Here is a 20,298-nt window from a genome sequence, read left to right on the forward strand (position 1 = left end):
GGCCGCTCCTGCAAGGGCAATTGAAAATACTTTCGGGTGAACGATGCTCTGGCCATCGCTTTTTTGCGCGCTGCTGTTGATTCTGTGGCTCCATGCCAGATCCCGCCCCGCGCCGCCGTCACTACTCGACCTGCCCCGAAAAGACGGCCTGCTGGTCATAGCCCACGGCGATGAATCCGGCAATGGACTCTACCCGGGCAATACGTTTTTCTACCTGCAGAAAATGGTCGAGCTGGGGGTGGATGCGCTGGAGATGGATCTGCACCTGAGCGCGGACGGCCACCTGGTGCTGATACACGACGCGCGGCTGGAGCGCACCACCGACGGTGAAGGCGCCGTCGGGGAAAAGACGCTGGCGGAACTGCGCCGGCTGAATATGGGTTACAACTGGACCCGCGACGGCGAGACCTACCCCTATCGCGACAGGCCGCTGCGCATCGCCACCATCGACGAAGTCTTCGCCGCGCTGCCGGACACGCCGATGATCATCGAGTTGAAGAACAACGACAAGCGCGCGGCGGAGGCCATGTGCGAAAGCCTGCGGCGCTCGAACAAGCGCAGCCGGGTGATCGTATCCTCCTTCCACCAGGGCGTGATCAATCACTTCCGCCGCCTCTGCCCCGAAGTCGCGACCGGCGCCGCGACCCTCGACGCGATGCTGTTTTTCGCCGCGCAGCTGGTGGGTGCGGAAAGGCTGCTGCGGCCGGGCTACCAGACGATGCAGCTGCCGATGCGCTACTACGGCATACAGGTTTTCTCGCGGCGCTTTATGCGCGCGGCGAGAAAACTCAATCTGCATATATCCGCCTGGACAGTGAATGAGGAGGCGGATATGCGGCGCTATATCGAACTCGGGCTGGACGGGCTGGTTACCGATAGGCCGGATAGATTAATGGCGCTCCTCGCGGGGAGTGCGCGGGGCTAGCTTGTGTAGGAGCCTGCCTGCAGGCGAATGCCGGAGGCCGGGCAGCAGCGCGGCCAGCCGCGCGAAAGCGCGGGTTGGCCAGCCCGGCTGCCGCGCGTCCGCCATCTCCCCCTCGCGCACCCGGTACCAGGTCGCATAGAGGGCCGGCAGGAACAGCAGCGTCAGCGCGGTGGCCACTATCAACCCGCCCATAATCGCTACCGCCATGGGGCCGAAGAAGTCGCTGCGCGACAGCGGGATCATCGCCAGTACCGCGGTCAGCGCGGTCAGCGCGATCGGGCGGAAGCGGCGCACCGTGGACTCGACGATGGCATCCCAGGGTGTCAGCCCCTGGTTGATGTCCTGCTGTATCTGGTCGACCAGTATCACCGAGTTGCGCATGATCATGCCGGCCAGCGCGATGGTGCCGAGCATGGCCACGAAGCCGAACGGCTGGCGGAACAGCAGCAGGAACAGGGTGACGCCGATAATGCCGAGCGGCGCGGTCAGGAACACCATCGTCGACAGGGAGAAGCTGCGCAGCTGCAGCATCAGCAGGGTAAAGACCACCAGCAGGAACAGCGGCATACCGGCGTTCACCGAGGCCTGGCCGCGCGCGGACTCCTCCACGCTGCCGCCGATTTCGAGCAGATAGCCCGGCGGCAGCTGTGCGCGGATATCCGCGAGGCGCGGCCAGAGTTCGCCGACCACGGTGGCCGCCTGTTCTGTTCCGTAGATGTCCGCGCGCACCGTCACCGTCGGCAGCCGGTCCCGGTGCCAGATAACCCCCTCCTCGAACCCGTATTCCAGAGTCGCGATCTGGTTCAGCGGCACACTGTTGCCGTTGCCGGTCTGCACGGCCAGGTTGCCGAGCCTGCCGAGGGCGTGGCGCTCGCGCTCGTCGCTGCGCACCTGTACGTCGATCAGCTCGTTGTCCTCGCGGTACTGGCTGACGGGAATGCCGCTCAGGGAGCTCTGCAGTGCGCGCGACAGACCGGCGGAGTCCACGCCCAGGGCGCGGGCGCGGGCCTGGTCGATATTCAGCTGCACCGACTTGCTCGGCTCCTCCCAGTCCAGGTGTACATTGCTCAGCGCCGGGTGTGTGCGCACTCTCTCGGCGACCGCGCGCGCTATCTCGTGCACCTCGGGAATATGCTCGCCGGACACGCGGAACTGCACCGGGTAGCCCACCGGCGGCCCGTTCTCGAGCCGCGACACCCGCGAGCGCAGGGTCGGGAATTCCTCGCGCAGGGTTTCGATCAGCCAGCTGCGCAGCTGCTCGCGCTCCTCCACATTGCGGGTCAGCACCACGAACTGGGCCAGGCTGGCCGTCGGCAGCTGCTGATCCAGGGGCAGATAGAAGCGCGGTGAGCCGGTGCCCACATAGGCCACATAGCTTTCCACCAGTTCATTCTGAGCCAGCAGATTTTCCAGGCGCCGGGCTTGGTATTCGGTGGCGGTGAGAGAGGCGCCCTCGGCGAGCTTCAGGTCGACGATCAGTTCCAGGCGGTTGGAGGAGGGGAAGAACTGCTGCGGCACAAAGCGGAACAGCGCCACCGAGGCGGCGAAAACCGCCAGCGTCAGCAGTATCACCGTCTTGCGGTGGCGCAGGCACCAGGTCACCAGTCCGCGGAAGCGCCGGTAGAAGGGCTTCGCGTAGGGATCCCGCACCTCGCCGCTGTGGTCGCGCCGGGTCAGGTTCGGCAGCAGCTTGTCGCCCAGGTAGGGCACGAACACCACCGCGGCCACCCAGGAGGCCAGCAGCGACAGGGTGACCACCTGAAATATCGAGCGGGTGTACTCGCCGGTGCCGGACTGGGCGGTGGCGATCGGCAGGAAGCCGGCGGCGGTGATCAGGGTGCCGGTCAGCATCGGGAAGGCGGTGCTGGTCCAGGCGAAACCGGCCGCCTTCAGGCGCGACAGCCCCTGCTCCATCTTGATCGCCATCATCTCCACCGCGATGATGGCGTCGTCCACCATCAGCCCCAGCGCCAGCACCAGGGCGCCGAGGGAAATCTTGTGCAGGCCGATATCGAAGTAGTGCATCAGCGCGAAGGTCATGGCCAGCACCAGCGGGATCGACAGCGCCACGACCAGGCCGGTGCGCATGCCCAGCGAGAAGAAACTCACCAGCAGCACTATCGCCAGCGCCTCCATCAGCACCTGCAGGAACTCGCCCACGCCGCGCTTCACCGCCGCGGGCTGGTCCGACACCTTGCGCAGCTCCAGGCCGAGCGGCAGGTCTTTCTGCAGTTCGGCGAAGGCGGCGTCGAGGTTTTCGCCCAGCTGCAGAATATCGCCGCCGGCCTTCATCGACACGGCGATACCGATGGCGTCCTCGCCCATAAAGCGCATGCGCGGCTGCGGCGGATCGCTGAAGCCGCGCCTGACCGTCGCGATATCGCCGAGCCTCTGGGTGCGCCCGCCCGCCGCAATCGGGAAGCGGCGGAGTTCGTCCACCGAGCGGAACTGGCCGCTTACTTTGATGCGCACCCGGTCGCTGACGGTATCCACGAAGCCGGCATCGACGACGCTGTTCTGCGCCTGCAACGCGTTTTGCACCGCGGACAGAGGAATGCCGAGGGCGGCGAGTTTGGTGTTGGAGATCTCGACCCAGATTTTTTCGTCCTGCAGCCCGAGCAGTTCCACCTTGCCCACGTCCTTCACCCGCGCGAGCGCCAGCTGCAGCCGCTCGGCATAGTCCTTTTTCAGCGCGTAGTCGAAGTCCGGACCGGTCAGCGCGTAGATATTGCCGAAGGTGGTGCCGAACTCGTCGTTGAAGAAGGGGCCGCGGATATCCGGCGGCAGCGTGTGGCGGATATCGCCGACCTTTTTGCGCACCTGATACCAGAGATCGGGGATTTCGCTGGAGTGCATATCGTCGCGGGCGACGAACAATACCTGGGACTGGCCGGGGCGGGAGAAGGAGGTGATGCGCTGGTAGTCGCCGGTCTCCATCAGTTTCTTTTCGATGCGCTCGGTGATCTGGCGCGACACCTCCCCGGCGCTGGCGCCGGGCCAGAGAGTGTTGACCACCATCACTTTGAAGGTAAACGGCGGGTCCTCGCTCTGTCCCAGCTGGGTATAGGAGAGGGCGCCCAGCAGGCCGAGCAGCAGCATCGCGTAGAGCACCAGCGGGCGGTTTTGCAGGGCCCATTCGGAGAGATTGAAACGCATGGTGGTTGTTCCCTGGGGCTCGGTTTATTCCTGGTGTGCAAAGGAGCGATCGGGATTGATCGGGCGGTTCATCCGGTCCACCGGCCGCACCCGCTGACCCTCCCGCAGCAGGTGGGTGCCGGCGGCCACGACCCAGTCGTCGGGTTTGAGGCCCGAGAGCACCGGCACCACTTCCTCGCCGTAGGGCCCGAGGGTCACCGGAGTCTTGTGCAGCGTCTGCGCGAGCGGGTCCAGCACCCACACATAGGGCTGGCCGTTGTCGGCGGTGACGGCGGACATCGGCACTGCCAGCGCGGCTGTCGAGGGCTCTCCGTCGACGAAAACCCGCGCGCTCTGCCCCAGTTCCGCGCCCAGCTCCCGGTTGTCGAAGGCCACCCGCGCCTCGAAGGTGCGCGAACTCGGATCTGCCGCCGGCGCCAGTTCGCGTATATGTGCGGGGAAGCGGCGGCCCGGCTGCGACCAGAGTTCCACCGCCAGTGTCTGGCCCACGGCAAAGCGCTCGATATCCTGTTCCGGCAGGTCGATGCGCACCTCGAGCTCTCCGTCCGCGGCCAGGGAGAAGACCGCCTGGCCGGCGGCCACAACCTGGCCCGCCTCGGCCAGGCGCCGGGCGATGACGCCATCCCGCGGCGCCTTCAATACGGCGTAGTCGGCCTGGTTGCGCGCCACCTGCAGTTGCGCCTTGGCCCGGTCGAGCTGCGCGGCGCTGGCATCGAAGCGGCTCTGCACCGCGTCGAACTGGGAGGCACTGACCAGCTGGCGTTGGCGCAATTTCTTGTGGCGCTCCAGTTCGCTGCCGGCGAGGCGGTGCTCCGCCCTGGCGGCGCTGAGCTGTGCGCGCGCCGCGTCCAGTTGCAGGCGCAGATCCTCCGCGTCGAGTTCGGCCAGCGGCTGGCCGCGCTCGACCCTGTCGCCCACATCCACCAGGCGCCGGCTGATCTTGCCGCCGACGCGGAAGGAGAGTGCCAGCTCATAGCGGGCGCGTACTTCGCCCGGGTAGACATCCTGCTCGGCCCCGGCGGCCTTCGGCTGCACCATCACCGCCGGGCGCGGCTTGTCCTCGGTGTCGCCGGATTCTGCCGGCGCACAGGCGGCCAGTATCAGGCCGAGCGGCAATACAGCGGCCAGTAGCGAGCGGTACATAGGCGGGTCCCTTTCCGTGTAACTGAGAGTGCCGGTGAATACGGGCGCCGGTTGGGCCGGCAATGCTATACTGGTCAGTATAGTAATTTTATTGAACTCGTGAGTCCACTATATCCGCCGGATCGGGTGGACGCCTTTGGAGAGCTATGTCCGAATCCATGTCTGTACCACCGTCTGCCGAGACCGCGCCCCGCGGGCGCCCGAAGGACCCGGCCAAGCGCCGGGCCATTCTCGAAGCGGCCAAGGAGCTGTTCCTGTCCCAGGGCTTTGCCGGCACCAGCATGGACGCGGTGGCTTCGGCCGCGGGTGTGTCGAAGCTGACCGTCTACAGCCACTTTTCCGACAAGGCGAACCTGTTCACCGCCGCGATCGAATCCAAGTGCGAAAACCTGATGCCGCTGCCGATGTTCTCGCTGGAGCGGGGGGATTCGGTCGAGGAGATGTTGAACCGTATCGGTGTCGCCTTTCTCGAGATGGTCGGCAGTGAGGAGTCGGTGCGCCTGCTGCGCCTGATGTGCGCTATCGGCGCGGAGGACGCGGAGATGGCGCGGCTGTTCTACGAGGCGGGCCCGCAGCGCACCCTGGGGGGGATGGAGCGCTTCCTGCGCCGGGCCGACGAGCTCGGGCTGTTAAAGGTGGACGAGCCGGCGGCGGCGGCAGAATTGTTTTTCGGCATGTTGCAGGGCGGCTGCCGCCATATCCAGAAGCTGATCGGCTGTTGCGACGCGCCGACCGGCGAGGCTGAAATCCGCGCGAGGGTCGCATCGGTGGTGGCGGTCTTCCTGCGCGCCCATGCGCACTGAGTTCCGGCCGCGATCGGGTTTCGCCAAAACGACCGCGGCTCGATCGAGGCTCAGGTCTTGATCCGATACCCGGTGCGGAATATCCACCAGATAGTGGTCATGCACAGGATCAGGAACAGCAGTGTCATGCCCAGGCTGATACCCACATTCACATCCGCGACGCCGTAGAAGGCCCAGCGGAAGCCGCTGATCAGATAGACCACCGGGTTGAACAGTGTGACCGTGCGCCAGGGTTCCGGCAGCATATCGATGGAGTAGAAGGCGCCGCCCAAGAAGGTCAGCGGCGTAATCACCATCAGCGGGATCACCTGCAGCTTTTGGAAGTCATCTGCCCAGACGCCGATGATAAAGCCGAACATGCTGAAGGTGACGGCGGTCAGTACCAGAAACCCGAGCATCCAGAAGGGGTGCACGATTTCGTAGTCGACGAAGAGGCGCGCGGTGGCCAGGATCAGCAGGCCGAGAATGATCGACTTGGTGGCCGCGGCGCCCACATAGCCGGCGACGATTTCGGCCGCCGACACCGGCGCCGACAGCACCTCGTAGATGGTGCCGGAAAACTTCGGGAAGAAGATCCCGAACGAGGCGTTGGAGATGCTCTCGGACAGCAGCGACAGCATAATCAGGCCGGGAATGATAAAGGCCCCGTAACTGACCCCGCCGATATCCCCCATGCGCGAACCGATGGCGGCGCCGAAGACGATAAAGTACAGGGAGGTGGACAGCACCGGCGAGGCGATGCTCTGCATCAGCGTGCGCCAGGTGCGCGCCATTTCAAATTTGTAGATAGCGCGGATTCCGTACCAGTTCATGCCTGGGCCTCCTTGGTCAATACTGCTTGATTTTCTCTGCGCGCGCCCTTGACCAGACCGACGAAAATCTCCTCCAGGGAACTCTCGCGGGTGTGCAGGTCGCGGAACTCGATACCGGCCTGGTTCAGGCGGCGCAGAAACTCGGCGATACCGGTATCGCTGCTCTTGATGTCAAAGCGGTATACCAGCTGGCTGCCGTCGGCGGAGAGCGTCAGCGGCAGGTCCGCCAGTGCTTCCGGGATGGATTGCAGGGGTTCCGGCAGGTGCAGGCTGAGCTCCTTCTCGCCCATCTTCTGCATCAGTGTGTGCTTGTCCTCGACCAGCACCAGCTCACCGCGATTGATCACCCCGACGCGGTCCGCCATCTCCTCGGCCTCCTCGATATAGTGGGTGGTGAGGATAATGGTGACACCGGACTTGCGCAGGTCGCGCACCATGTCCCACATATCCTGGCGCAGCTCCACATCCACACCGGCGGTGGGCTCGTCGAGGAAGAGGATGTTGGGCTCGTGGGAAAGCGCCTTGGCAATCATGACCCGGCGCTTCATGCCGCCGGACAGGGCCATGATTTTGCTGTCCTTCTTCTCCCACAGGGAAAGCTGGCGCAGCAGCTTCTCGATATAGGCCGGGTCCGGCGCCTTGCCGAACAGGCCGCGGCTGAAATTCACCGTGGCCCAGACACTCTCGAAGGAGTCTGTGGCCAGCTCCTGGGGCACCAGGCCTATCAGGCTGCGCGCGCGGCGGTAGTCGCGCTGGATATCGAAGCCGCCGGCCAGCACGCGGCCGCGGGTCGGGTTGACGATGCCGCAGATGATGCTGATCAGCGTGGTCTTGCCGGCGCCGTTCGGTCCGAGCAGTGCGAAGATCTCGCCGCGGCGGATCTCCAGGTCCACGCTGTGCAGGGCGGTAAATCCCCCGGCATAGGTCTTGCCGAGCCCCTCGACGGAAATAATCGGTTCCACTTTTTCTCCTCGCTAAAAGTTGTGTTAGGGCCTGTTCACTTGATCGTCCGGTTGCCGGGAATATCGACATCCTACCCCAAAAGCTTTTCACCGGTGTGCCTCCCTCTCTGTTGGAGCGCGGCTGTCGCGGCGGCGGCCGCCAGCAACAGGAGCGCGAGCCCCGCATGTGCAAAGCTGCTGGCGAGACCGAAGTGTGCGCTCCACGGCTGGCTCGCGAGTGGCGACAGGAACTGGCCGAGGAAAATACTGGTGGTCAGCCAGCCTGCGACGCGGCCGCGCCTCTGTGGCGGGGCCAGCTGGATGGCGCAGGTGAAGAGGTGAGGCATCATGGCACCCATACCGATACCGTATACCGCCGTCGCGGCGATTATTGTGCCGAGGGACGCGGCTGCGGATATCAGTAACATACCCGCGGCTAATATGGTAAAGCTGAATGCAAAGGCACCCAGTGTTCCCAGGCGCGTGCGCAGACGGCGATAGAGAAGCAGCGATGACACTGCTCCCATCAGATTGCCGCCGGCGATGGCAATGCCTGCGTTGCTCGGCAGCACGGTGCCTATCTCCCGCAGCAGGAAGGGCAGCTGGGTCGGGATCAGGTAAAAGGTCAGACTGTGCACCAGTGCCACTGAAAAAAGCACGGACAGCAGAAAGTAGGGGACCTTCGTCGCGGTGTCGGTATCTGCGACAGCAGCGCGCCTGCGCGATGGTTCATTGAGAAAAAAGATCGCCGCGGGCAGCAGGAGCAGGGCTATTCCGTAGACCGCGAAAGGTGCGCGCCAGTGCAGATCTGCCAGCAGGCCGCCGCCGATCAGAAACACCACGCCGCCAAAACTGATAAAGGCGCCCTGTTGACTCATATATTTTGCCCGCTCGGCACCGGCGAAGTAGTCGCCCGCCAGTGCGGTCACAGAAGTCATGGTGCCGGCAACGGCGACGCCCAGGAGGGCACGGCCCGTCAGTATGAGCGCCAGACTGTCGGTCAGCAGGCTGGAGAGCCCCGCCAGGGCGTAGAGCAGTACTGAGCTGAACAGCAGGCGGCGCCGGCCGAAGCGATCGCAGATGGCGCCCGCAACAGGGGCGCAGAGAGCGATAAACAGCCCCGGTAGGGTCAGCACCAGGCGGGTCAGCAGCTCGCTGTCCGGGTGGGCGGCAAAGTGGTCCTGCAGAGCCGGCAGCGACGGTGCAATGGTCGCGCCGGACATCACATTCAGTGCGGCCAGACACAGCAGTGTCGCGCGGCGCAGCGGGGAGACCGAGGGTTCCAGACCGATACTCGGCACAAGTGCCGTCGTCATGCGGCTATCTCCCCATAGGGATTCTTGTCGCGGGCCTCGCGCAGGGCCGTGGCCCACCACTCCAGGTGCGCCAGCATGCGCGCCAGGGATCTCTGCGCGCGCGCCGGCTCGCGCAGATTGCCGCTGTCGTCGAACTGCTTCCACGCATTGATGAAGCTGACGCTGTCGCGCAGCGTGATCGAGTGCAGTTCGGCAAACACCTGGCGCAGCTGCTCCACCGCGCGGGCGCCGCCGGAGATGCCGCCGTAACTGACGAAGGCCACCGGCTTGCCCTGCCACTCCGCCCTGGCGGAATCGATCAGCGCCTTCAGCGGCGCCGGGTAGCCGTGGTTGTACTCCGGCGTGACGACGATAAAGGCATCGGCCGCGGCCAGGCGTGCGTGCCTGTCGGTGATCTCTTCGGCGGGATCAATGAAGCTCAATTGGTAGCGGTCGCTGCGCGCCAGCTGCGCCGCCAGCCAGTCGACGATGGTGTCGCAGAAGCGGCCCTCGCGGTTGCTGCCGTAGATGATCCCCAGGCGAAGTTCCTCATTCACGGTGATTTTCTCCAGGTGGTTGCCATCGAATGCCGCACAGTGTAAAAGCTCAACTTAACTTGAGATCAATGGCCGCCGCGAACAATGTGCATGAAACGTCGCTATGGCGCCGATAGGAGTTGGCTATGGGTAAGGGTGACACGGGCCCGCGTCGGGAGCTGACAGTAGGGGAGGTGGCCGAGCGCAGCGGCGTGGCGGTATCCACCTTGCACTTTTACGAGAGCAAGGGGCTGATCAGCAGTTGGCGCACCGCCGGTAATCAGCGCCGCTATTCGAGGGATGTATTGCGGCGCGTCGGTATTATCAAGGTGGCGCAGAGCGTGGGCATTCCGTTGGCGGAGATACGCGCGGCGCTGGACACCTTGCCGAACGGCCGCACGCCGAACGCGAAGGACTGGGCGCGGCTGTCCGCGCGCTGGCGCGAGGACCTGGAGCGGCGCATTGCGCAATTGACACTATTGCGCGACCAGCTCGACGGTTGCATCGGTTGCGGCTGCCTGTCGATGGACAGCTGCCCGCTGCGCAACCCGGGGGACGTGGCGGCGCAGAAGGGGGTCGGCGCGCAGTATTTGAATGGCTAGCAGGCTACTGAAAAAAACCAATCATGGTTTTTTTCAGCCCGGGTTTGCGGCGCGTGTCCGCAAACCCTCCACGACGAATCAAGCACTTAAGCGCTTGATTCGCGACCCGGCCATCCATGGCCGGGTGGTGAGTGTGGGGCACGGCTTCCGCTGGCGCGGAGCTCGGGCAGATTTGCTCAGTGATTCCAGGGCGGCCCCTTGAGCTCCACGACATTGCCCTCGGGGTCGGAGATATAGATGGATGGCCCCTCGCCCTCTGCACCGTAGCGGGATTCGACCGGGCCGGGTTCAATGCCTTTGCCGCGCAGAAAGGCGATGACTTCCTCAGTCTCGAACGGCTCTATGCGCAGGCACAGGTGGTCCAGGTTGCGGCCCTCCGCGCCCGGCGCGGCCCCGCCGGCGCGCCCGAGTTTCCGGTCGACCGGCACCAGGTCTATCAGGCTGCTGCCGGCGCGCAGTTGGTAGAGGCCTATGTCCCGCTGTTCCCGTTCCAGGGTGCAGCCGAGAATATTGGTATAGAAATCCAGCATCGGCTGCAGCTCTTTGACGCGCAGGACGATATGGTCGATATGTCGGACTTTCAGCATGCGATGGGTTCCGGGCGGCCGTCTATGTCCGCGTGCGCGTTGTGGGTGTGCAGGATCGATGCTATCTCGGGTTTGCAGGAACCGCAATTGGTGCCGCAACCGAGCGCTTCGCCGAGGGCCTCCACCGTCGCGCTGCCTTCGGCAATGGCCGCCTCTATCTGCTGTCGCGTCACCTGCATGCAGCTGCATATTGTCTGCGCACCGGGGGCGATATTGCGCAGCAGCTGCGCGGGTGCCGCCGGCAGCGGCCGGCTCAGGTGTTCCTCCAGGGCGCGCCTGTCCGGCAGTGTGCGCCAGTCGCTGCCGGTGAAAATCAGCAGCTCCACTCTGTGTGTATGGGCCAGCCAGCGCCGCCCCTGCGGCAGTTGCAGCTGCTGCCAGTGCAGATCCGCCGCCTTGCCGGAGAGCAGCTGTTCGCCGAGTGCGCGGCCGTCCAGTGGTCTGCGCAGGGCCAGCTCGTAGCGATAGCCGCCGTCAACGGGCACCCGGTACCAGTGCGCCAGCGCCGCGCCCAGCCGCGCCAGCGAGTCCCGCACCGGCGCGGCCATGTCCTCGCGGCACAGCAGCGTCGCGTACAGGCGCACCGGCAGCGGCGAGATCTGTACCGGCAACTGCTTGAGTTCCGGCTGGCCCGAGTGGGGGTCGGTGGCCGGTTCGGCCAGGGCGCTGACACGGGAATTCTGCGCGAGGGTTTCGCTCCAGTGGATCGGCGCGAACAGCTCGCCGGGTTTCTGCGCGCCGGTGAGCGCTGCGCGGCCATACATAGTGCCGCGCCTGCTGCGCACTTGCAGCAGTTGGCCGTCTTCGACGCCGTAGCGCGTCGCATCCCGCGGATGGATCTGTATTTCGGGCACCTCGCTGTGGTCGAGCAGTTTGCGCGCGCGGCCGGTGCGGGTCATGGTGTGCCACTGGTCGCGCAGGCGGCCGCTGTTCAGCCACAGTGGAAACTCGCCGTCGCGCCGCTGCTCCGGCGCGCGCGGTTGTATCGGCACGAATCGCGCGCGGCCGCTCGGCGTGTGGAATCTGCGCGCGGTGAACAGTCTCGAGCAGCCCCGGGGATGCTCCCGGTTGACAGGCCACTGTACCGGCTGCAGCGCGTCGTACTCGCGCCGGCTGATCCCCGAGAGCGCGGAGATATCGAAGGCGCGGCCGCCGCCGTTCTCGAAGCCCGACAGTGCCGCGTGTTCGCGAAAGATTTCCACCGGATGGGTATAGGCGAAGGCCTCTGCAAAACCGAGGCGCGCGGCCAGGTCGCAGACAATCTGCCAGTCGTGCCGCGCCTCGCCGGTCGGTGGCAGGAAGGCGCGCTGCCGGGAGATACGCCGCTCGGAATTGGTTACGGTGCCGTTTTTTTCGCCCCAGGTCGTCGCCGGCAGCAGCAGATCGGCGAGCCGCGCCGTGTCCGTATCCGCCACACAGTCTGAGACTACCACCAGCGGGCATTTTTTCAGCGCGGCGGCTACGCGCCGCGCGTCCGGCATACTCACCGCCGGATTGGTGGCCATAATCCAGATGGCCTTGATCTGGCCGCGCTCGACCGCATCGAACAGCTCCACCGCCTTGAGGCCGGGCTTTGACGCCACCGAGTCCGACTGCCAGAAACGGCCCACCCGGTCGATATTCTCCGCGCTGAAATCCATATGGGCGGCGAGCATATTCGCCAGCCCCCCCACCTCGCGCCCGCCCATCGCATTCGGCTGACCGGTGATGGAAAAGGGGCCCGCGCCAGGCACACCGATTCTGCCGGTTGCCAGGTGGCAGTTGATGATCGCGTTGTTCTTGTCGGTGCCGCTGCTGGACTGGTTGATACCCTGGGAGTAGAAACTGACGGTTTTCTCCGTTGCGGCGAACAACCGGAAGAAGTCTGTCAGTTTTTCCTCGGGGATTCCGCAGCTGGCCGCGGTCCTTTGCGGCGACCAGGAGCGCGCCGCCTCCAGTGTCTCGTCGAACTGCTCCGTGTGCGCGTCGATAAAGTCGCGGTCCAGTTTGTCGTGCGTGGCCAGATAGTTGAGGAGACCGTTGAACAGCGCCGCATCGCTGCCCGGCGTAATCGCCAAGTGCAGTTCCGCCATTGCGCTGGTGGCGCTGGCGCGGGGGTCTATGACCACCAGGCGGGTACCGGCGGCCTGCATGCGCTGGAACAGGATAGGGTGGGTCCAGGCGGCATTGGAGCCCACCAGCACCACCAGGTCCGCTGTTTCCAGATCCTCGTAGCAGCAGGGCACCGCATCGGCGCCGAAGGCGCGCTTGTAGGCGGCCACCGCCGACGACATGCACAGGCGCGAGTTGGTGTCCACATTACCGGAGCCGATAAATCCCTTCATCAGCTTGTTGGCGACATAGTAGTCCTCGGTGAGCAGCTGTCCGGACAAGTAGAAAGCCACGGATTCCGGGCCGTGCTCGGCGATGGTGCGGGAGAATTCCGCAGCCATAAAATCCATCGCGGTTTCCCAATCGCAGTCCTCGCCGTGCAGCCGCGGCCGCAGCAGGCGCCCGCGCTCGCCGAGGGTTTCCGCCAGTGCCGAGCCCTTGACACACAGGCGACCGAAATTGGCCGGGTGCTGCTGGTCGCCGCGCACCGATACGGCATCGCTGCTGCCCTGACTTTGTACTGTCGCGGACACGCCGCAGCCGACGCCGCAGTAGGGGCAGGTGGTACAGGTCCTGTGTGCGCGGAAGCGCTCCGTCGGCGCCATCTTCAGACCGCGTCAATCGCGATACAGACGGTGTCGCCGTCGAGGGCGACCGGGTAGCTGGCCAGGCGTATGTTTCCGTCCTCGATACAGACGCCGTCGCTGAGGCGGAAGTGATGCTTGTAGAGCGGCGACGCAACCGTGAGTTCGCCGTCGAGCTCCGCGATCATACCGCGGGAGATGACTCCGGCTTTTGCGATCGGATCCCAGTTGTCCAGTGCGTAGAGTTGCGGTTCGGCGCCGGGAATAAAAAACAGCGCGACGCTCCTCCTGTCGGAGGCCGAGCCCACGAGGGCGCAGATTCCGGAATCGGCAACCAGATCCGATCGCTGGCAGACTGCCTGCCATTGGCTGTGGTTTACGGCTACTTGGTTCATGCTTTGCTCCTAACTATTGACCCGGCGAACAAATATATCGTCCTGATATATTTGTTCGTCGCCCTTGAAATACTGGCGTAAATACGTGGATTTACTTGCATTTCAAGGGCTCGCGCCAGCCTGCGGCTGGCGGCGGCACATCCTTGTGCCGCGATTGACCCGGCAATATTTATCGCCGGGTTAATAGGCAACGGTATGATTGATTCGTCCTGCCGGCATACGCCGGAACGACGTCGCCATTCCACCCTGTTCAGTACGCGCCTAAGCCGGTTCCGCGATCCTGACGATTTCCTCCTCTCTCGCGGGGCGGGGCTGGCCGCGCTCCTCGACGAAAACAACCTTTTCGTCGGGCTCGTCGCTGTTGACGAACTGGCGGAAGCGCTTGAGCATTTCCGGATCCTCGATGGCGGTCTTCCACTCGCACTGGTAGCTGCCGATGACGTTGGCCATCTGCGCTTCCAGCTCCGGGCAGATTCCCAGCTTGTCGTCGATGATGACTTCGCGCAGGTAGTCCAGGCCGCCCTCCAGGTTTTCCAGCCACACCGAGGTGCGCTGCAGCTTGTCCGCGGTGCGCACATAGAACATCAGGAACCGGTCGATGTATTTGATCAGGGTTTCGTCGTCGAGATCGGTGGCGAAGAGATCCGCGTGGCGCGGGCGCATGCCGCCGTTGCCGCACACGAACAGGTTCCAGCCCTTCTCGGTGGCGATAACGCCGACGTCCTTGCTCTGCGCCTCGGCGCACTCCCGGGTGCAGCCGGACACCGCCATTTTTATCTTGTGCGGTGAGCGCAGCCCCTTGTAGCGGTTCTCGATATCCAGTGCCATCTTGACGCTGTCCTGTACACCGAAGCGGCACCAGGTGCTGCCGACGCAGGACTTAACCGTGCGCAGGGATTTTCCGTAGGCGTGGCCGGTCTCGAAGCCGGCGTCGATCAGTTCGCGCCAGATGTCCGGCAGCTGCTCCAGGCGCGCGCCGAACAGATCCACCCGCTGGCCGCCGGTGATCTTGGTGTAGAGCTTGTATTTTTTCGCCACCTGGCCGAGCACGATCAGCTTGTCCGGGGTAATCTCGCCACCGGGAATACGCGGCACCACCGAATAGCTGCCGTTTTTCTGCATATTGGCCATAAAGGTGTCGTTGGTGTCCTGCAGGCCGACGTGCGGCTTCTCCAGAATGTGCTCGTTCCACAGGGAGGCGAGAATCGAGGCCACCGCCGGCTTGCAGATTTCACAGCCGCGACCGCTGCCGTGCTTTTGCAGCAGCTCGCCGAAGGTTTTGATCTCCTCCACCTGCACTATGTGGAACAGCTCCTGACGGGTGAATGGAAAGTGCGCACAAAGGTGGTTGTTCACTTCCATACCCAGTGCCGCCAGCTCCTCGTCGACGACATTCTTCAGCAGCGCCGCGCAGCCGCCACAGCCGGTGGAGGCTTTGGTTGCGTCCTTCACTTCCGCCAGGGAGCAGCAGCCGCCGGCCACGGCGTCGACTATTTGCCCCTTGCTGACGTTGTGGCAGGAACAGATGGTTGCGGTGGCGGGCAGGGCGCCGGCACCGAGGGCGGGCGCGGCGCCGTCGGCGGCGGGCAGTATCAGCTGTTCCGGATGCTCGGGCAGATCGATATTGTTCAGGTGGTACTGCAGCAGCTGGTCGTAGTCACCGGTATCGCCGACCAGCACCGCGCCGAGTAATTTTTTGCCTTCCCCGTCGGTGATCATGCGCTTGTAGACGCCGCTCTGCTCGTCGATGAAGGTGATGGCCGCGGCGCCCTCGCTGCGGCCGTGGGCGTCGCCGATAGAGCCCACCTGCACGCCGAGCAGTTTCAGTTTGGTGCTCATATCGGCACCGGTAAAACGGGCGTCCTCGCCGCACAGCTGCGCGACTGTGTTGCGGGCCATGGTGTAACCCGGGGCCACCAGGCCGAAGATGCGGTTGTCGTAGAGGGCGCACTCGCCGATGGCGAAAATATTTCCGTCGGACGTGCGGCAGGACTCGTCGATGACGATACCGCCGCGCTCGCCGACTGCCAGGCCGGCGGCCTTGGCGAGCTTGTCCTCCGGGCGAATACCGGCGGAGAAGACGATCAGGTCGGTGAAGAGTTCCCTTTCGCCTTTGAACTGCATACGCAGGCGGCCGTCGACCTCCTCGATCAGCTCGGTGGCGGTACTGGTGTGCACCGTTACACCCAGGTCCTCGATCTTGTTCTTCAGCAGCTCCGAGCCGCCGGCGTCCAGCTGCACCGACATGAGCCCCGGGGCGAACTCCACCACATGGGCCTCGAGCCCCAGCTCGCGCAAGGCGTTGGCCGCCTCCAGTCCCAGCAGACCGCCGCCGACCACGACGCCGGTACTGCCGCCCTCGGCGGCCGCGCGGATCGCATCCAGGTCCTCGATGGTGCGGTAGACGAAGCACTTTTCGTGCTGATGCCCGGGAATCGGCGGCACGAAGGGATAGGAGCCGGTGGCGAGTACCAGGCGGTCGTAGCTTTTTTCGATACCGCTGGCGGAGGTGACGGTTTGCTTTTCCCGGTCGATGGCCACCGCGGCGTCGTTCAGCAGCAGCTCGAAGCCCCAGTCCCTGTATTGTTCGATCTTGCCCATGGCCAGGTCGTCGGCAGAGCGGCCGGCGAAATACTCGGACAGATGCACCCGGTCGTAGGCGGGTCTTGGCTCGGCGCAGAAGACGGTGACGTCGAACAGCGCTTTTTCCGGCCGCGCGGCCAGTTGCTCGAGGAAGTGGTGGCCCACCATGCCGTTGCCGATAACGATGAGTTTTTGCTTAACCATAAGTCTGCCATCTCAATCTGTTTTGTTCGGCAGGGGAGGTGGCGCGGTGGAGTGGCACGGGCGCCTCCTCTTCTGCCGAAGAGTCCGGGCGCCGTTGCCGCGGTTGGAGATAAGTTGTGTTGGTAGTTATTGATATTCAAGGTTTGTGCCAAAGTGAAATCAGCGGTTTTTTCAGGATTTTGGCGATAGACAGGGTTTTGCTTGCGATAAATTGGTGCGCCCGATGGGGTGACTGCCCCCCGACGGTGCCCGCAAGCGGGATTGATGGCAGCAGGGCCGCTACCACCGCCAGCTAATGGCAGAGCCGAAAGCCGGGTACCGATCGCGGCCACCGGCCGCTGCTACAGCAGATACAGCAGGTGCGACAGCAGTGACAGCAGCGCCACCAGTTGCCAGAACAGCAGCGGATTGCGCTCCATCAGTGGCCGAAATTCTTCACGGGTGAACTCCGGGTTCGGCGTCTGCAGGTCGTGTACGAATTCCGACAGCGCCGGGTAGCGGTGGCGCGGGTCCGGCGCGCAGGCCCGCCGCAGGGCGCCGTCTATCCACTCGGGAATATCCTCGCGGCGCTCGCGCACACTGATGTATTGCAGATGGGTGTAGCTCTTCAGTCGGTAGTGACTCAGGCCGGTGCGCTCGCGGTAGGGGTAGCGGCCGGTAAGCAGCTCGTAGGCGATAACGCCCAGGGAGAAGATATCCGAGCGGTGGCTGGGGGTGTCGCCGAAGAAATACTCCGGCGCGGCGTAGTTCTTGCTGCCCGGCGGTGTCTCGTCGCCCAGCTGCAGCCGCTCGCGCAGCCCGGCGCCGTCGGCGCCGCCCAGATCGATCAGCTTCAGGCGGCCGTCCTTTGCCACCATGATGTTTTCCGGCTTCAGGTCGCCGTGCACTATTTCCATGCGCTGCAGCCGGCGAAGCGCGCTGACCAGCTGGCCGATCAGTTCGCGCACCTGCTCCACCGGCGGCTCGGGATTCAGCTGCATCCACTGGCGCAGGTTCTGGCCGTCGATATATTCCAGTGCGTGGTAGAGGAACTGCCGCTGCGCGCGCGGCGGGAATATCCTGACAATACCCGGGTGGTCCAACCGGCGGCCGGTCCACTCCTCGGCGACGAAGCGCTCGATATAGAGGGGGTCGTCGGCGAAGTTGACCGAGGGGGTTTTGAGTACGCGCAGTTCGCCGCTATCGGTATCCCGCGCCAGGTACAGCTGGCTGCGGGGGCTGGCGTGCAGCTCCTGCAATATCAGGTAGCCGTCGATCTTGTGCCCCGGGCGCAGGTCCGGCGGAAAGGGCAGTTGGCGGTTGCGCTCCAGCAGGTCGTCGCCGCTCGGCTCGACCCGGTGCACGCGGCAGACCACTGCGCTCAGGTTGTCATCGGAGCCGCCGGCCAGGGCCACATCCACAAGCGTCTGGGCGGCGGTGTCGCCGCTTTGCCGCAGTATGTTCGCGATGACTTGCGCTGGGACAAAATCGTGTACGCCGTCGCTGGTGATCAGGTAGATATCGCCGGCTTGTAACACCTCGCGGCGGTAGTCCAGCTCGAGATGGGAGTCCATGCCCAGCGCGCGGCTCAGGAAGGTGCGCCCGGGGCCCAGGGCGCGGCTGTGATCGCGGGTCAGGCATTCCAGTGTGCCGTCGCGCAGCCGGTGAATGCGCGAATCGCCGATATGGATCAGGTGGGCGCTGGCCCCCTGCAAAACGACGGCGGAAAAGGTGGTGAGCCAACCCTGGCGGATCTCCCCGCCGGCCCCCTGGCGGTAGAGCCAACTGTTCAGCGACTGCAGCACCCGCGACGCGGCCTGTTTTACCGGCCAGGTTTCCGGCGTGCTGTAGTAGTCGGACAGGAAGCCGCTGATCGCCGCCCGCGCCGCCTCGCCGCCGGCCTCGGCGCTGGCGACGCCGTCGGCGACGGCGGCCAGGGTACCGCGGGCGCGCAGCTCCACCGCATCCGGGTTACAGGCGGCACAGGCGTCGTCGTTGTGGGGGCGCCGGCCGGCACTGGAAGCGCTGGAGACTTCCAGCGCGGGGCGGGCCCGCGGCCCGCTTGAAGCGCCGGGGTCTTCGGTGCGCGACGGCGAAGCGCTCTGCGTTTGCAGGTCAGGCGACATCGATCAGCGACACGCTGCCGTCGGGCATGATTTCGGCCATCTGTCCCTGCGGCTCCTCCATCAGCAGCAGTACCGCGAAGCCGAGCAAGGCGGTGGCGGCGATGACCAGAAAGAAGGTCTGGTAGGACACCAGACTCAGCACCGTCAGGTAGAAGACGGCTCCGACATTGCCGTAGGCGCCGGTCATTCCGGCGATCTGGCCGGTCAGGCGGCGCTTGATCAGCGGTACCACGGCGAATACGGCCCCCTCGCCGGCCTGCACGAAGAAGGAGCACAGCATGGCCGCGCCCACCGCCAGATACAGGGGCCAGGAGGCCGAGATCAGGCTCATCAGGAAATAGCCCGCGGCGAGGCCGGCGACCAGTATCAGCAGCGTCGGTTTGCGCCCGAAGCGGTCACTGAACAGGCCGCCCGCCGGGCGCGATACCAGGTTCATGAAGGCGTAGGCACTGCCGAGCAGGCCGGCCTTGACCGGATCCAGGGTGAATGTCTCGGAAAAAAACAGCGGCAGCATGGAGACCACCGCCAGTTCGGAGCCAAAGGTGGCGAAATAGAGCAGATTCAGCACCGCGACCTGCTTGAATTTGTAGCGGTGCATCGGTGCCGGCGGATTGCGGAACACCTCGCGGTTGATGCTGTAAGTTTTTTTGGCGTCCAGGACGTAGAGTAGTGCCAGGCCGCCGTAGATCAGCGCGGCCCAGAATTCGGAGATGATGCCGACACCGGCGGACAGCTTCCAGGTCAGCAGTGCCAGCGCCGCGTACAGCGGGATTTTCATCACCAGCAGCAGCGCGAAGTCCCCGGGGCTGGTCACTTCCATCGCGCCGATTCTTTTCGGCTTGAAATAGGTGGAGCCCTTGGGGGTATCGGTGACCGAGAAATAGTAGACCAGGCTGTAGACCAGTGCGATGGCGCCGGTCAGGCCTATGGCCCAGCGCCAGCCCTCATTTCCCGGTGTGTCGCCGCCGAAAATCAGTGCGATGGTGGGCAGGCTCATGGCCGCGGCGGCGGAGCCGAAATTGCCCCAGCCGCCGTAAATGCCCTCGGCGGTGCCCAGTTGTCGTGCCGGAAACCATTCGGACACCATGCGGATACCCACCACGAAACCGGCGCCGATAAAGCCGAGCAGGAAGCGGCCGAGGGCCGCTTGCACGAAGTTGTCGGCGAGCGCGAACAGGAAGCAGGGCAGGCTGCCGACGGCGAGCAGCAGGGAAAAGGTCAGGCGCGGGCCGTATTTGTCGGTCAGCATACCGATCACGATACGCGCGGGAATCGTCAGGGCCACGTTCAGGATCAACAGGGTTTTCACCTGATCCGGACTCAGCGACAGGCTCTCGGCGATGGAGAGCAGCAGCGGCGCATGGCTGAACCAGGCAAAGAAACAGATAAAAAAGGCCACCCAGGTCAGGTGAAGAACTTTGGTTTTCCCGCGGAAGGAAAACAGGTTCAGGGTATCACTGGACATGTTTATTTCCCCTTGTGGATTTGTCGCGGGCACAAAAAAAGCCCACGGGGCGGTTTATCCGCTGCCGGTGG

General features: G+C 64.6%; 15 protein-coding genes. 3 read left to right on the top strand and 12 right to left on the bottom strand.

The genetic code is table 11. From position 1 onward, the window contains the following. Positions 1-43 precede the first annotated feature (43 nt). Entirely contained in the window at positions 44-925 is an 882-nt protein-coding gene (locus tag ACXAF3_RS16660) for a glycerophosphodiester phosphodiesterase family protein (RefSeq protein ID WP_475113424.1), read from the top strand. Here ACXAF3_RS16660 and ACXAF3_RS16665 read toward each other — a convergent pair. Both ACXAF3_RS16665 and ACXAF3_RS16670 read right to left on the bottom strand, forming a co-directional pair. After that, positions 890-4,081: an efflux RND transporter permease subunit gene (locus ACXAF3_RS16665; protein ID WP_475113425.1), complete on the bottom strand. Its 3,192-nt coding sequence runs from the start codon at positions 4,079-4,081 to the stop codon at positions 890-892. The two genes, ACXAF3_RS16660 and ACXAF3_RS16665, sit on opposite strands and share 36 nt — an antisense overlap. 24 nt (positions 4,082-4,105) lie before the next feature. Then, complete coding sequence (locus ACXAF3_RS16670; RefSeq protein WP_475113426.1) at positions 4,106-5,224, bottom strand: efflux RND transporter periplasmic adaptor subunit; 1,119 nt, start codon at positions 5,222-5,224, stop codon at positions 4,106-4,108. A 146-nt stretch (positions 5,225-5,370) separates the two neighbouring features. Here ACXAF3_RS16670 and ACXAF3_RS16675 point away from each other — a divergent pair, with 146 nt between their 5' ends. Next, a complete protein-coding gene (locus tag ACXAF3_RS16675; protein WP_475113427.1) occupies positions 5,371-6,027 on the top strand; it encodes a TetR/AcrR family transcriptional regulator in 657 nt (218 codons plus the stop codon). A 50-nt stretch (positions 6,028-6,077) separates the two neighbouring features. On the opposite strand, the gene ACXAF3_RS16680 is transcribed toward ACXAF3_RS16675, so the two are convergent. The 4 genes from ACXAF3_RS16680 to ACXAF3_RS16695 form a co-directional block, all read right to left on the bottom strand. Then, complete coding sequence (locus tag ACXAF3_RS16680; RefSeq protein WP_475113428.1) at positions 6,078-6,839, bottom strand: ABC transporter permease; 762 nt, start codon at positions 6,837-6,839, stop codon at positions 6,078-6,080. Further along, on the bottom strand, positions 6,836-7,801 hold the full coding sequence (locus ACXAF3_RS16685; protein ID WP_475113429.1) for an ABC transporter ATP-binding protein: 966 nt from the start codon (positions 7,799-7,801) through the stop codon (positions 6,836-6,838). The genes ACXAF3_RS16680 and ACXAF3_RS16685 overlap by 4 nt, the downstream gene beginning before the upstream one ends. A 71-nt stretch (positions 7,802-7,872) precedes the next feature. Next, positions 7,873-9,096, bottom strand: coding sequence for an MFS transporter (locus ACXAF3_RS16690; RefSeq protein WP_475113430.1), 1,224 nt, complete (start codon positions 9,094-9,096; stop codon positions 7,873-7,875). Next, positions 9,093-9,632, bottom strand: coding sequence for an NADPH-dependent FMN reductase (locus ACXAF3_RS16695; RefSeq protein ID WP_475113431.1), 540 nt, complete (start codon positions 9,630-9,632; stop codon positions 9,093-9,095). The genes ACXAF3_RS16690 and ACXAF3_RS16695 overlap by 4 nt, the downstream gene beginning before the upstream one ends. 125 nt (positions 9,633-9,757) lie before the next feature. On the opposite strand from ACXAF3_RS16695, the gene soxR reads away from it, so the two are divergent. After that, positions 9,758-10,213 (top strand): redox-sensitive transcriptional activator SoxR, encoded by a 456-nt coding sequence (gene soxR, locus ACXAF3_RS16700; protein WP_475113432.1) that lies wholly within the window; start codon positions 9,758-9,760, stop codon positions 10,211-10,213. A gap of 176 nt (positions 10,214-10,389) precedes the next feature. Here soxR and ACXAF3_RS16705 read toward each other — a convergent pair whose 3' ends face one another. From ACXAF3_RS16705 to ACXAF3_RS16730, 6 genes are all read right to left on the bottom strand, one after another. Further along, positions 10,390-10,800: a VOC family protein gene (locus ACXAF3_RS16705; RefSeq protein WP_475113433.1), complete on the bottom strand. Its 411-nt coding sequence runs from the start codon at positions 10,798-10,800 to the stop codon at positions 10,390-10,392. After that, positions 10,794-13,496: a nitrate reductase gene (locus ACXAF3_RS16710; RefSeq protein WP_475113434.1), complete on the bottom strand. Its 2,703-nt coding sequence runs from the start codon at positions 13,494-13,496 to the stop codon at positions 10,794-10,796. Before ACXAF3_RS16710 ends, ACXAF3_RS16705 begins: the two co-directional genes overlap by 7 nt. Positions 13,497-13,498: 2 nt before the next feature. Then, the gene (gene nirD, locus ACXAF3_RS16715) at positions 13,499-13,870 is read right to left on the bottom strand and encodes a nitrite reductase small subunit NirD (protein ID WP_475113435.1); all 372 of its coding nucleotides are present in this window, start codon (positions 13,868-13,870) and stop codon (positions 13,499-13,501) included. 261 nt (positions 13,871-14,131) lie between these two features. Then, on the bottom strand, positions 14,132-16,657 hold the full coding sequence (gene nirB / locus ACXAF3_RS16720) for a nitrite reductase large subunit NirB (protein ID WP_475113436.1): 2,526 nt from the start codon (positions 16,655-16,657) through the stop codon (positions 14,132-14,134). Positions 16,658-16,998: 341 nt separating this feature from the next. Continuing rightward, a complete protein-coding gene (locus ACXAF3_RS16725) occupies positions 16,999-18,762 on the bottom strand; it encodes a bifunctional protein-serine/threonine kinase/phosphatase (protein ID WP_475113437.1) in 1,764 nt (587 codons plus the stop codon). Further along, positions 18,752-20,227, bottom strand: a complete 1,476-nt coding sequence (locus ACXAF3_RS16730) for a NarK family nitrate/nitrite MFS transporter (protein ID WP_475113438.1) — start codon at positions 20,225-20,227, stop codon at positions 18,752-18,754. Before ACXAF3_RS16730 ends, ACXAF3_RS16725 begins: the two co-directional genes overlap by 11 nt. Between the last annotated feature and the right edge of the window lie 71 nt (positions 20,228-20,298).

The sequence above is a fragment of the Microbulbifer sp. ABF4_143 genome (genome assembly GCF_056160225.1).

Bases quoted from the DNA above. Each gene is read 5' to 3' on its own strand.
- ACXAF3_RS16660 (WP_475113424.1), top strand. From the start codon at position 44: ATGCTCTGGCCATCGCTTTTTTGCGCGCTGCTGTTGATTCTGTGGCTC.
- ACXAF3_RS16665 (WP_475113425.1), bottom strand. From the start codon at position 4,081: ATGCGTTTCAATCTCTCCGAATGGGCCCTGCAAAACCGCCCGCTGGTG.
- ACXAF3_RS16670 (WP_475113426.1), bottom strand. From the start codon at position 5,224: ATGTACCGCTCGCTACTGGCCGCTGTATTGCCGCTCGGCCTGATACTG.
- ACXAF3_RS16675 (WP_475113427.1), top strand. From the start codon at position 5,371: ATGTCCGAATCCATGTCTGTACCACCGTCTGCCGAGACCGCGCCCCGC.
- ACXAF3_RS16680 (WP_475113428.1), bottom strand. From the start codon at position 6,839: ATGAACTGGTACGGAATCCGCGCTATCTACAAATTTGAAATGGCGCGC.
- ACXAF3_RS16690 (WP_475113430.1), bottom strand. From the start codon at position 9,096: ATGACGACGGCACTTGTGCCGAGTATCGGTCTGGAACCCTCGGTCTCC.
- soxR (WP_475113432.1), top strand. From the start codon at position 9,758: ATGGGTAAGGGTGACACGGGCCCGCGTCGGGAGCTGACAGTAGGGGAG.
- ACXAF3_RS16705 (WP_475113433.1), bottom strand. From the start codon at position 10,800: ATGCTGAAAGTCCGACATATCGACCATATCGTCCTGCGCGTCAAAGAG.
- ACXAF3_RS16710 (WP_475113434.1), bottom strand. From the start codon at position 13,496: ATGGCGCCGACGGAGCGCTTCCGCGCACACAGGACCTGTACCACCTGC.
- nirD (WP_475113435.1), bottom strand. From the start codon at position 13,870: ATGAACCAAGTAGCCGTAAACCACAGCCAATGGCAGGCAGTCTGCCAG.
- nirB (WP_475113436.1), bottom strand. From the start codon at position 16,657: ATGGTTAAGCAAAAACTCATCGTTATCGGCAACGGCATGGTGGGCCAC.
- ACXAF3_RS16725 (WP_475113437.1), bottom strand. From the start codon at position 18,762: ATGTCGCCTGACCTGCAAACGCAGAGCGCTTCGCCGTCGCGCACCGAA.
- ACXAF3_RS16730 (WP_475113438.1), bottom strand. From the start codon at position 20,227: ATGTCCAGTGATACCCTGAACCTGTTTTCCTTCCGCGGGAAAACCAAA.